This window comes from Rhodococcus sp. P-2, assembly GCF_016598535.1.
GTDB classification, from domain to species: domain Bacteria; phylum Actinomycetota; class Actinomycetes; order Mycobacteriales; family Mycobacteriaceae; genus Rhodococcus_F; species Rhodococcus_F baikonurensis.
This window is the reverse complement of record NZ_CP066779.1, coordinates 2,988,067-3,000,370: the sequence shown is the minus strand read 5'-3', so window position 1 is coordinate 3,000,370 and position 12,304 is coordinate 2,988,067. Positions and strand designations below refer to the sequence as shown.

The 12,304-nt window shown below is 63.9% G+C and carries 7 protein-coding genes; 1 reads left to right on the top strand and 6 read right to left on the bottom strand.

The window, feature by feature from the left end:
- Positions 1-3 precede the first annotated feature (3 nt).
- Entirely contained in the window at positions 4-915 is a 912-nt protein-coding gene (locus tag I7X09_RS14250; protein WP_095969493.1) for a LysR family transcriptional regulator, read from the top strand.
- Here I7X09_RS14250 and I7X09_RS14245 read toward each other — a convergent pair.
- The 6 genes from I7X09_RS14245 to I7X09_RS14220 form a co-directional block, all read right to left on the bottom strand.
- Positions 912-2,453 (bottom strand): acyl-CoA carboxylase subunit beta, encoded by a 1,542-nt coding sequence (locus tag I7X09_RS14245; RefSeq protein WP_200317415.1) that lies wholly within the window; start codon positions 2,451-2,453, stop codon positions 912-914. The two genes, I7X09_RS14250 and I7X09_RS14245, sit on opposite strands and share 4 nt — an antisense overlap.
- Positions 2,450-7,375, bottom strand: a complete 4,926-nt coding sequence (pks13, locus tag I7X09_RS14240; protein WP_200317413.1) for a polyketide synthase Pks13 — start codon at positions 7,373-7,375, stop codon at positions 2,450-2,452. The genes I7X09_RS14245 and pks13 overlap by 4 nt, the downstream gene beginning before the upstream one ends.
- A 37-nt stretch (positions 7,376-7,412) precedes the next feature.
- Positions 7,413-9,302, bottom strand: a complete 1,890-nt coding sequence (gene fadD32 / locus I7X09_RS14235; RefSeq protein ID WP_003943899.1) for a long-chain-fatty-acid--AMP ligase FadD32 — start codon at positions 9,300-9,302, stop codon at positions 7,413-7,415.
- A 182-nt stretch (positions 9,303-9,484) separates the two neighbouring features.
- The gene (locus I7X09_RS14230; protein ID WP_019746410.1) at positions 9,485-10,480 is read right to left on the bottom strand and encodes an LLM class F420-dependent oxidoreductase; all 996 of its coding nucleotides are present in this window, start codon (positions 10,478-10,480) and stop codon (positions 9,485-9,487) included.
- A 206-nt stretch (positions 10,481-10,686) separates the two neighbouring features.
- Positions 10,687-11,640, bottom strand: coding sequence for a cutinase family protein (locus tag I7X09_RS14225; RefSeq protein WP_095969489.1), 954 nt, complete (start codon positions 11,638-11,640; stop codon positions 10,687-10,689).
- A 9-nt stretch (positions 11,641-11,649) separates the two neighbouring features.
- Positions 11,650-12,201: a DUF732 domain-containing protein gene (locus I7X09_RS14220; protein ID WP_095969488.1), complete on the bottom strand. Its 552-nt coding sequence runs from the start codon at positions 12,199-12,201 to the stop codon at positions 11,650-11,652.
- Positions 12,202-12,304: the final 103 nt, after the last annotated feature.

Here is a 12,304-nt window from a genome sequence, read left to right as displayed (position 1 = left end):
ACCGTGTTGAATCTCGAAAGACTTCGCGCCCTGCACGCTGTCGCCGAGAACGGATCAGTGGCGGCAGCCGCCCGCACCTTGCATGTCACACCGTCCGGCATTTCGCAGCAGTTGAACAAACTCGAGCGCGAGGTCGGTGTTCCGCTCCTCGAACCACAGGGCCGCGGTGTGCGACTCACCGAAGCGGGCCGGATCCTCGCGCGCCGAACCGCAGAGGTTCTCTCGACGCTTGCTCAGGCCGAGGCGGAAATCGCGTCGCTGCAGAGCGAAGTGACGGGCCGCGTACGTATCGGCGCCCTGGTCTCCCCCAGCAGGACGGTGCTGCCGCGAGCCATCGCCGAGATCAGGCACGCACACCCCCAGCTCGAAATCACCTTCAACGAAGGCGAATCCGAAGAACTGCTCCCCGCACTGATTCGCCGCGACCTCGACGTCGTGGTGGTAGACAGCTGGAGCACCCTGCCCGTCGAACTTCCCGACGGACTCTCCTTCACACCCGTGTACGACGACGTGGCGCTACTTGCACTCCCGGCATCACATCCGCTGGCGGAGAACAAGGTTGTCGCACTGAGCGAGCTGTCCGAGCATGCCTGGGCGACGTGGACGCGGGGAACGGATTTTCACACCTTCACCGTCAGGACCCTGCGTGCGCAGGGGTTCGACCCTCGAATCGAGTACGAGGTCGCCGAGTTTCCCACCCAGGTCGAATTCGTCGCTCAGGGACTCGCCGTCGCTTTGATTCCGCGACTGGCGAGAGTTGTACCGCCGGAAGGTGTTCGAATGCTCGACACTGTTCCGCCGTTGGGGCGAGACATCTACCTCGCCTGGCGGACCGACAGCGAGAGGCCGGCCGTCCTGGCGGCGATAGAAGCGCTACGCCGCCAGTTCGACGCTCTCGGTGACAGCCGGAATTAGAGCGGCATCAAGTTGTGCTTGCGCGGGTTCTTGAAGATCGTCTTGTCCTTGAGCAACTTCAGAGCCTTGCGGATTTCGAGACGCGTCTGCGAAGGCTCGATCACCGCGTCGATGTATCCGCGCTCGGCCGCGATGTACGGCGTCGCGACGAACTCGTTGTAGAAGTTGATCAGCTGCGCACGCACTGCGGGAGCATTCTCGCCCGCCTCGGCGAGCTGACGACGTCCCATGATGTTGACGGCACCCTCGGCGCCCATCACGGCGATACGAGCGGTCGGCCACGCGAGGTTGATGTCGGCACCGAGCTGCTTGCAGCCCATGACGGCGTAACCGCCGCCGTACGCCTTACGAACCACCACGGTCACCTTCGGCACGGTGGCTTCGATGTACGAGAACAGGAAACGTCCGCCGCGCTTGATGACGCCGACCTTTTCCTGATCGACGCCGGGAAGGAAGCCCGGTGTGTCGACGACGAACACGAGCGGGATGTTGAAAGCGTCGCACAGGCGCACGAAATGTGCGGCCTTGTCGGAGCTGTCCGCGTCGAGGGCGCCACTGAGGTAGGTGGGCTGGTTGGCCACGACACCGACGGGCAGTCCGTCGACGCGGGAGAACCCGGTGATCACGTTGTGCGCGACCTGGGCTCCGATTTCGTGGAAGGTTCCGTCGTCGAAGATCCGCAGAATGATGTCGTGCATGTCGTAGCCGGCATTGTCGGCATCCGGCATGAAGGCGTCGAGTTCGAGATCCGACTCGGTGATCTCGGGTTCGAGACCCGGGTTGATCAGCGGCGCCTTCTCCGTGCACGAGGACGGCATGAAGCTCAGGTACTCACGCACCCAGTCGAATGCAGCCTTCTCGTCGGGAGCGACGTGATGGATGTTTCCGTACTCCGCCTGCTTGCGCGCTCCGCCCAGGTCCTCGAGGCTGACCTCTTCGCCGGTGACCGACTTGATGACGTCGGGTCCGGTGACGAACATGTACGACTCTTCGGTCGCGACCACGACGTCGGTGTTGATCGGTGCGTACACGGCACCGCCGGCGCACTTACCGAGGATGACCGAGATCTGTGGGCAGACGCCGGACAAGGGCTCCTGACGTGAACCCATGTTGGCGTACCAGGCCAATGAGGAAACGGCATCCTGGATTCGAGCTCCACCGGAATCGTTGATACCGACGACCGGGCAGCCCACCTTCAGTGCAAAATCGTTGACGGCTGCGACCTTACGGCCGAACATCTCTCCGGCGGCACCGCCGAACACAGTCTGATCGTGCGCGAACACGGCAACCGGACGCCCGTCGACGGTTCCGTGACCGGTCATGACGCCGTCGCTGTACGGGTTGTCCTCGCCCGCCATCTTCACCAGGGCGCCGACCTCGACGAAGCTACCGGGATCGAGCAACATGTCGATGCGCTGGCGCGGCGTACTGTGCCCTGCTGCATCGCGCTTCGCAATGGCCCGAGCCGAGCCGGGTTCCTTTGCCTTCTCCAACTTTTCGCGGAGTTCAGCGAGCTTCTCCGCGGTGGTTGTCGTCACTTCTGAACTCCGGTTTCCGCTGCTTTGGTCTGAGCTGTCTCGATCTGGGCCAGCTTGGTGGTGAGGTCTGCCGCAACCTTCGCGATGTACGGCTCGTCGACGATCTGCAGGTGGTCCCCGCCGATGTAGACGACCTCGAGGTTCTTCACGTAGTCACCCCAGCCACCATCTGCCTTGCGGGTCTTGAATGCAGGCTCGAGCGTCATCAGCTCGTCGTGGTACTTGTCGGCCATGTAGAGCACGACGTCGCCGTCGTAACTGCTGAACTCGGCCGTCTGGATGGCGCGATTGTCCAACCACGACGTCCGCTGATGCTCGATGATGCCGCCGGGAATCTTGGCGCCGCTCATCTTGATCATGTCCATCAAGATCTGGATCTGATCCTCGTCGGCTTCGGTGGAAGCCAGAACATCGAGCGGCAGCGGCACATCCAGGTTGTAGGTACGCTTGGCGAACTTGCCGTAGCGCTCCCACCGCTTGCGTCGTTCCGCCTCGGTGTCCGGCACGACCTCGCCGGCCATGACGGTGTCGAGCAGTCCGACCACACGCACGTCAGCGCCCTGCTCACGCAGCAACTTCGCGACCGCATACGACATCACGCCGCCGAACGACCAGCCGCACAGCACGTACGGCCCGTCACCCTGGATCTCACGAAGCAGCGGAACGTAGGCCGCAGCGCGGGTTTCGATCGAGCCTTCGACCCGCTCGAACCCGTACATCGGCGTGCCGGCGGGCAGGCGCTTGAGCAAAGGCTCGTACGTCACCGTCGAACCACCGGCAGCATGGAAGACGAATACCGGTACGGCCGTGGAGCCTTCGGGACGAGCACGCAGCGTACGAACGAGTCCGTCGATCTTGCCGTCGTCCTCGAGGTACTGGCGAACGACGTCCGCGAGTTCTTCGATGGTGGTGGAGTCGAGCACGTCGTCGAGAGTGATCTCGCCGCCCGCACGCTCGGAAAGCCGAGCTGCCAGCTTCTCGGCGACCTCGTCACCGACGATCGGCAGATCGTTGAAGATGCCCTTGGCCGACTTCCCGGTGACGACGGCCCACGTCGCAAACGTCAAGCGCTCGGCCGCATCTCGCGGCGGAACGTCGGAGCCGGCGTCGTCGGCAGTTCCGGCACGGGAGGGATCGGCAGGCGCGGCAGCAACCGGAGCAGTCGCCGGCAGTTCCACCGACACCTCGGCGGGAGCAGCGTCCTCGTCAGCAGCATCGGCCGCCAGCTTCTCCGCGGCCTGCTTGTCGGCCATCGCCTGAACCTCTTCGCGATTGTCGATCGCGTAGCGCAGGTACTTGTTGACCTCGTTGAGGCTCGCGTCCTTGACTGCCTGGAGCTGGAGTTGCGGAATGTCGAACTCGTACTCGACGCGGTTCTTGATACGCATCGCCATGAGCGAGTCGAGGCCCAGTTCGATCAGCGGAACCTCGGCCGGAAGATCTTCCGGCGAGTACCCCATCGACTCGGCAACGACGATCTTGAGGCGGTCGTCGAGGCTCTGCGAACCGTTCGGATCCCACTTGTCTCCGGCGTCTTCGACGACCTCGGCCAGGGTTTCCATCGGCGCACTGGTCTTGACCGGCGCACTGACGACCAGCTCGGGAAGCGGCTCACCGGACGTGACGACGGCGTCGAACAGCAAACGGAACGTAGCGCCCTCACGAGCGTGCACCTGCACCGACGCTCCACCCGGGTGCGGGTTGAGAGTTGTCGTCAGGGTCGCAGCACCGGCCAGCTCACCGTGGGGAACCGCAGCCGTCAGAGCGACGTCCGAAAGAACCTGTCCGGCAGCGGCAGTCACGAGCACCGCCAGGTCGGTGACGGCGGAGGCGTCGACCTCCCACACGTGACGGCCGTCGGGCAGAGCGACGTGCGAACCGGGAACGCGAGCCGAACCGCCGGCACTGACGCGAATGTCGAGCCAGTACGGCTTACGCAGGAACGCGGTGCGCGGCACCGAAGCGAAATCGCCTGCGGGAAGCAGAGACTCGAGGTTCACGGCATGACCGTGGACGTACAGCTGCGCGAGAGCGGCAAGCACACCCGCGGACTCGTCTTCCTTACGCTTGAGCGTCTGGATGAGCTCCATGTCGTGCAGACCCGAATCGAAAGCGGTAGCCGCCACCGACATCAGCGTCACCGGGTTGGGTGCGAGCTCGACGAAGGTGGTGTGGCCGTGGGCAACCGCACCGCGCACCGCGTTGGTGAAGTACACGCTGTGGCGAAGACCCTTGACCCAGTACGCCTCTTGATGGATCGGCTCGTGGCCGGGACGATAGAAGGTGTCCTTGTCGACGGACGAGTAGACACCGAGCTTCAACGTCGTCGGCTCGATACCGGCCAACTCCGCGGCAAGCTCACCGAGCAACGGATCTACCTGCGAAGTATGGCTGGCACCCTTGGTCTGCAGGACACGCGCCATCTTGCCGTCAGCCTCGGCGGCCGCGACGATCGCCTCGATGTCCGGCTGCGGTCCACCGATCACCGTGTGCGTCGGAGCTGCGTAGACGCAGACCTCGAGCTTGGGGTACGTGGGCAGCAACGCCTCGATCTCGGATGCGCTGTACTCGAGCAGTGCCATCAGACGGATGTCGTCGCCGACTAGCGCGCCCTCGGCCTCACCCATCAGCCGTGAACGTGAACAGATCACGCGGACAGCGTCTTCCAGGTTCAGGCCACCGGAAACGTACGCAGCAGCGGCCTCACCCATCGAGTGCGGAACCACGGCTTCGGCCTCGGCGCCGTGGTGACGCAGCAACGCGGCAAGACCGACCTGGATGGTGAAGATTCCCACCTGTGCGGTCTCGACGTTGTACTCGATTGCATCGTCGAGGAACATCTCGACCATCGAGTAACCGGCCTCGTCCTGGATCAGCGCGTCGACCTCGTCGACGGCTGCCTTGAAAGCCGAGTTCTCCGTGTAGAGCTGCTTGGCCATCTTGCGGTGCTGCGAGCCGAAGCCCGAGAACACCCACACCGCGCCCTTGGGCGACGGCGAGTCGGCCGAGAAGACTCCCTGGGCCGGCTTGCCCGCGGCGACGCCGCGCAGCGAGCTGATGGCCTCGGACCGCGTCTTCGCCAGAACAGCGGCACGCGAGCGGCCGTGGTTGCGACGCGCAAGTGTGCGGGCGACGTCGGCGAGGGGCGTCTTGCTTCCCTCTTCGGTTTCGAGCCAGTCGGCCAGATCTGCAGCTGCGCGGCGACGACGCGACGGCAGCGCACCGGACACAGCCAGCACAACGGTGCTCTCGTCTTCCACAGGTGCATCGACGACAGGGGCATCCACTACCGTCTCGGCAGGCACGTATTCCTTGACGACGACGTGCGCGTTGGTACCACCGAAACCGAAACCGGAAACACCGGCGACAGCCTTGCCGGTGTAACGCGGCCAATCGGTGGCCTCGGGCGTCACCTGCAGGTGCGCCTTCTCGAAGTCGATGTGCGGGTTCGGACCCAGGTAGTTGATCGTCGCGGGAATCTTGTTTTCCTGCATCGCCAGAACGACCTTGATCAGGCCGGCGGCGCCTGCCGCTGCCTCCAGGTGCCCGAAGTTGGTCTTCGCACTACCGAGCAGTGCCGGCTTGTCGTCGTCACGGCCACGACCGACGACACGGCTGAGCGCGTCGGCCTCGATCGGATCACCGAGATCGGTACCCGTCCCGTGTGCCTCGATGTAGTCGACGGTGGTCGGCAGGATGCCGGCGTCGCGGTACGCGAAACGCAGCACGTCGGCCTGGGCATCGGGATTGGGTGCGAGCAGACCGTTGGAACGGCCGTCCTGATTGATCGCGGATCCGGCGATCACCGCGAGGATGGAATCGCCGTCACGCTCGGCGTCTTCGAGACGCTTGAGCACGACGAGTCCGCCGCCCTCACTGCGAACGATTCCCTGAGCCTGTGCGGAGAAGGCACGCAGTTTGCCGTCGGGAGCGAGCATCCCGGTCTGGTCGAAACCGAGGGTTCCGGGAGGGGCCAGCAGCATGTTGACGCCACCGGCCAGCGCGATGTCGGAATCACCACTACGCAGCGAACGCACAGCCTCGTGAACGGCAACCAACGACGACGAGCAGGCGGTGTCCAGAGCGATGGACGGTCCACGGAAGTCGAAGAAGTACGAAACCCGGTTCGCGACGATGGCCGTCGACGTTCCGGTCAGTGCGTACGGGTGCGCCGTCGTCGGATCACTGACCGCGAGCAGCTGGTAGTCGTTGGCGGAACTGCCGATGAAAACACCGACCTGCTTGCCCTTGAGCCCGCTGGCCGGAATGCGTGCGTGCTCGAGCGCTTCCCACGCGAGTTCCAGGGCGAGGCGCTGCTGCGGATCGACGTTGACGACCTCGAGCGGAGACATCGCGAAGAACTCGGCGTCGAAGCCCTTGACGTCGTCGAGGTACCCGCCCTTGGTGTTGGCGTTCTCGACCGCGGCCTTGATGGCGGGATCCGACATGAACTCGGCCCAGCGGTCCTCGGGGAGGTCGCTGATGCCGTCGCGTCCGGCCGCCAGCATTTCCCACATGTCCGAAGGCGTATGCCCGGCACCGGGGAATCGTGTGGACAGTCCGACGATGGCGATGTCGTGGGCGTCCGTCGTGGCGCCTGAGACGTAGTACGACGCGTCGACGGTCTCCTCCGGCGCCTCGGGCTCACCTTCGATGATCCGAGTAGCCAGCGAGGCGATGGTGGGGTGTTGGTAGACGATCGTGGCGGTCAGCGTGACACCGAGCAGATCCTCGATGTCTCCGCTCAGAGCAACTGCGTCCCGCGAGGCGAGTCCGAACTCGTCCAGCGGCCGGTCGTCCACAATCGTCGACACCGGCTGACCGGTCGCGTCGGCGATCCAGTTGCGAAGCCACTCACGCAACTGCGCGACACTCATCTCGCTCACGACGTCTTTGCTCTGCACACCATCTTGTTCAACCATCAACTCACCAAGCCACCGATCATGAAGGGACTGCTCCTCAAACGCTATCGGGGAATGCGGTCTGCTGATAGCCGCCTCGCAGCGTTCCCTCGATATAGCTCGCCTTACATGCGCGGCGAGCGATCTTGCCGCTGGACGTTCGCGGAATCGAACCGGCAGGAACGAGCAGGATGTCTCGGGCTGTAACGCCGTGACGGGAAGAAATCGCCGCACGCACGGTGTCCGCGATCGGCTGCGGATCGGCCTTGCCTGCGCCGGGAGCACGCTCGGCCACGATGACCAACTGCTCCGAGGAATCGTCGTCGTCGAACTTCAGACCCGAATGCGTGTTGGAGAACACGACGGAGGGCAGCTGGTTGGCCGGCACGGCAAACGCAGCGATGAAGCCGGGGCGCAGGGCGGGGCTGGCTTCCTGAGCCGAAGCCTCGAGATCCTGCGGGTAATGATTGCGGCCGTCGACGATCACGAGGTCCTTGACGCGACCGGTGATGTACAGCTCGCCGTCGACGTAGACGCCGAAGTCGCCGGTACGCATCCAGTTGGCATCCGCGGGCGTGCCCTCGGTGTGACTGTCTTCGCTCAGCCGGTTGTCCAGCTTGTTGTGGAAGGTCTCCGCCGTCTCGTCGGGGCGTCCCCAGTAGCCGATGCCGATGTTCTCGCCGTGCAACCAGATTTCACCGACGTGATTGTCGGGGACCTCGGTCAGCGTCTCGGGATCGACGATCGCCGCCCACTGACTACGCGAGACGTACCCACAGGAGACCTGCGCGATGGCGTTCTCGGAGTACTGGTCGACGATGACCATGCGGCCCTTGTTGAGTTCCGTGCGGTCGACGTAGATGACCTTGGCCTCGTCGGAATGCTTGGTCGAGGAGACGAAGAGCGTCGCTTCGGCCATGCCGTAAGACGGCTTGATCGCAGTCTTGGGCAGACCGTACTGAGCAAAAGCGTCGTTGAACTTGCGCATCGACGACGTCGTGACCGGCTCACTGCCGTTGATCAGTCCGATGACATTGCTCAGGTCGAGGGTCTCGCCATCCTTCGGCAGGCCGCGTGCGGCGGCGTGCTCGAAAGCGAAGTTGGGAGCGGCAGCGAAGGTGCCGGCGCCGTCGGAGACCGCAGCCAGTTCCTTGATCCACCGGTACGGCCGCTGCACGAAAGCACGCGGGCTCATGATGGTGATGTACTTGCCGCCCAGAGCAGGCAGGATGACCGTCAGCAGGCCCATGTCGTGGAACAGCGGCAGCCACGTGACGCCGCGTGAGTCCTCGTTGAGTTCGATCGAGTCGACCATCTGGAGCGCGTTCGTTCCGACTGCGCGGTGGGTGATCTCCACGCCGGCGGGAACTCGGGTCGAACCGGAGGTGTACTGCAGGTACGCGATGTCGTCGAGTTCGATGTCTGGACGAACCCACGTCTCACCGACGGTGTCGGGAATCGCGTCGACGGCGATGATGCGCGGACGCTCGGCAGCGGGAAGCGAGCGGAACAACTGACGAACACCGGCCGCCGACGATGCGGCAGTCAGAATCGCAGTCGGCTTGCAGTCACCGAGAACAGCGTGAAGACGGTCGGTGTGCCCGGGCTCGTCCGGATCGAAGAGCGGCACCGCGATGGAACCGGCCTGGATGGCGGCGAAGAACGAAATGACGTAGTCGAGTCCCTGCGGAGCAAGAATCGCGACACGGTCGCCACGCTTGGTGACCTGCTGCAGACGGGCCGCAACAGCGCGCAGACGCACACCGAACTGCTCCCAGGTCAGCTCCAGGGCTTCACCGTCACGTTCGCGTGAGTAATCGATGTACCGATACGCGAGCTCGTCCGCGTTGACACGCGAGTGTTGCTCGACGTAGTCGACCAGCGTGAAGCCTGGTTGCAGGCGGATCTGGCCCTTCTCGTCGAGAAAGCCATCGAACAGCGCGTTCATTCCATCTCCTCCGAAGCGATCACACAAGCACTGTCTTTCATGCCTGCGCCCCAGACTTCCTTCGCTCTCTCGGGTCCATCTTCGATCAATCGAATCGCACTTTGTGCGCAACTCACCTGAATCACTTCATCGATCCCAAACCATCGATATGTTACAGATTCGCATCGTCCGTATTCTCCGGCCTACTCGCCCGCCAGTAACGGGATGATCGGGGCGAACGCTTCCATCTGCGTCGGGAAGACCCCCACATACGACATCGACGTCTTCTCGCGGACCAGTCGAATCTGGTCTGCGATCTCCTCGAAAGTGCCCACAGCCAGGTATGGAGAGTTCAGCAACTCCTCCACGCTCAGCTTACGATCCACTTCGATGTTCGGCGGAAAACCTTGGTCCAGAGCGGCGATTGCCATCTCGGCAGCCTGCTCTCGGTCGTCGGTGATCATGATCATGGTGATGGTCCAGTTGAGTTCGATCTCATCGAAACGCTCGCCGGCAGCTTCGCGGATGCGCTCGACACGTTCGATGGTCTTTTCCATCGTGATTCCGGAGAGCAGAAGTCGCCCGTCACGGTTGGTCGGTGTGGCGACCGAGATGATGTCCGCGTACTTCGCGGCGAGAGCGAGCATCTTCGGTCCGCCGCCACCGACGATGATCGGCGGCCGCGGGCCCTGCCGCGGTCGCGGGCTGCCCTTGAGACCACGCACCTGATAGTGCTTGCCTTCGAAGGTGCATTCCTGCCCGCGCAGCAGTGTGTCGAGAATCTGCAGAGACTCCTCGAGTTTCTCGATTCGAACGCCGGGGCTTTCGTAGGCGATACCGCCCTTGTCGAACTCTTCCTTCATCCAGCCTGCGCCGATACCGAGTTCGAGTCGACCACCGGACAGCACGTCGATGGTCGCCGCGTCCTTCGCGAGCACAGCAGGATGACGGAAGCCGTTGGCCAACACGGCAGTGCCGAGACGAATCTTGTCCGTGGCCACCGCGAGCGCTCCCAGAGCGGCGATCGGGCCGACCTGATTACCCAGGTGGTCCGGAATCATGAACGAGTCGTAGCCGAGTTCCTCGGCCTTCTGCGCAAGCTTGACGAAGCGTCGCGCACCACCCTCTTCGGCGTTGCCCTCGCCACCGGCCGCAAACCGGAATTTGCGTAGGGCATCGCTGCCGTGGGTGGAACTCATATAACGATTCTCCTGTGATGGACACGTACGTCGTACTCGGACTTCGAAACCGGACAAATCGAACCTACTCGCCAGTCACTTACGTGACAGCACTGTAGAGGAAGCCCCCGGACCGTGCAGCACTCTACCGGGACCAAACGAGCAGATTACCCGCGAGCGAACTCCCGAGACGCCCGATTGTGACGAATCAACAGTGCGGCGGTGACTCAACTGTGGGGCGGCGTCGGCGCGGCGTCGATCTTCTCCGCAGCCCACTGTGCCATCCATTGGGTGGCCGTCGTGCCGTTCGGATCGACTTGGAAGGAGTTGTACATCGCGTGCACAGGGTTGTTGTAGTACTCGAGCAGGCGCGGCGCCGAACTCAGCCAGTTGGTCGGATTGAGAGCGGCGGCCGGAGCGTCGCAGATACCGTCACTGGGCGCGCATATCTGATAGGTCCGATCGTTGAGGTCACCGAACCCGCCGGGCCTCGGGCCGGTCATCGTGAGACCGGGAAGTTTCAGCCCGTTCAGTGACAGCTCGGCACCCACACCGGCAACGCTCGGGCCAACGGTGTTCCCGAACGCCGGATCGCGTCGACCGTCGGCAATCAAGCCGACGCCGAGAACCAGATCGGCCGGTACCGCACCGGTACCGTCACCGATGCTCGCGGCGACGTCACCCGCGATCACCGCGCCCTGGGAAAATCCGGTCAGGACGTAGCTCGTGAGCGGGCACTCGGCGTGCCGCTTCATCAGAAAGTCGTTAGTGGCAGCAGTTCCCGCCGCCCGACTGTTGTTGTAGGACTGCTGTCCGTCCGGCGGGATCGCAACCGGATTCGAAAACTGTGCGACGTACGGAACGGTGTAGACGTCGGCCCTCGAAGTATCGAACTGCTCCTGCAGAGGACGGGTCACGTTCAGCATCAACGACGCCGGATTGGCCGTCGGGTTGTACGGGTCGTCGGTAGCGCTCGACTCCCACGTACCCGGTATGGCTACTACCTGGACATCGGGGCAACTGGCCGGCTGAGACACCGGCGGCTCCGGACTCGGCGGGATCGGAGTCGGCGAAGGCACCCGCCCGGCCAGGATGTACCAACCGCCGATCACGACCGCTGCGACCACAAGAATGATCAGCAGCGGGATCAGGCACCCACGACGCTTTCCAGACCTCGCCATGACCCGCGCCTACTTGCAGTAGGTGGCGTTGGCGACGTCGACGTAGATCTGAGCGTTCGCACCTGCCTGCTCGGGAGTGATCTGCTTGCCTTCCGCAGACGCTTCCTGGCCGACGAAGGCAGTCACGAAGGTCAGGACCTCGTCGTCGGTCTGAGGACCGGCAGCACAGATGTAATTGGCTGTGTTGACGGCGATGCTTCCGTCACCGGCCGGGGTGATGCCCTTCGCCTTCAGTCCGTCGAGGAACTTCTGAGCCTCGGGACTGACCTCGACGACTGTGGGACCCGGGAAGCCTTCGATGCTCTGCGGCTGCTCCGGCGGCGCGGTGGCCGCTGCTCCCGGACTGGTGGGCGCAGCCGACGCCGTCGTGGTCGCAGAGGCGGACGCAGACGCCGAACCGCTCGAGGACGAAGCCGCAGCGGACGTCGTGGTGACCGGATTGGAGGTTGCAGTGGAGTCGTCACTACCGCACGCGACCAGTGCGCCACCCGTGGCGAGCGCCAAGGCGCCGACCGCGATCGCGCGTGCACAAGTGTTTCGGTTACCCGAGAAAAGCGACATCAATGTCCGTCCTTGCCTTCAGTCGAAAGTCCATCAACAGGTTACGCAACGCACGCGGGCGGGCACCGATCCGTGATCGGGCCCGCCCGTCGTGCACCACTGT

Excerpts from the sequence above, each read along its gene's own strand:
- pks13 (WP_200317413.1), bottom strand. The coding sequence starts at position 7,375 with ATGGTTGAACAAGATGGTGTGCAGAGCAAAGACGTCGTGAGCGAGATG.
- fadD32 (WP_003943899.1), bottom strand. The coding sequence starts at position 9,302 with ATGAACGCGCTGTTCGATGGCTTTCTCGACGAGAAGGGCCAGATCCGC.
- I7X09_RS14230 (WP_019746410.1), bottom strand. The coding sequence starts at position 10,480 with ATGAGTTCCACCCACGGCAGCGATGCCCTACGCAAATTCCGGTTTGCG.
- I7X09_RS14225 (WP_095969489.1), bottom strand. The coding sequence starts at position 11,640 with ATGGCGAGGTCTGGAAAGCGTCGTGGGTGCCTGATCCCGCTGCTGATC.
- I7X09_RS14220 (WP_095969488.1), bottom strand. The coding sequence starts at position 12,201 with ATGTCGCTTTTCTCGGGTAACCGAAACACTTGTGCACGCGCGATCGCG.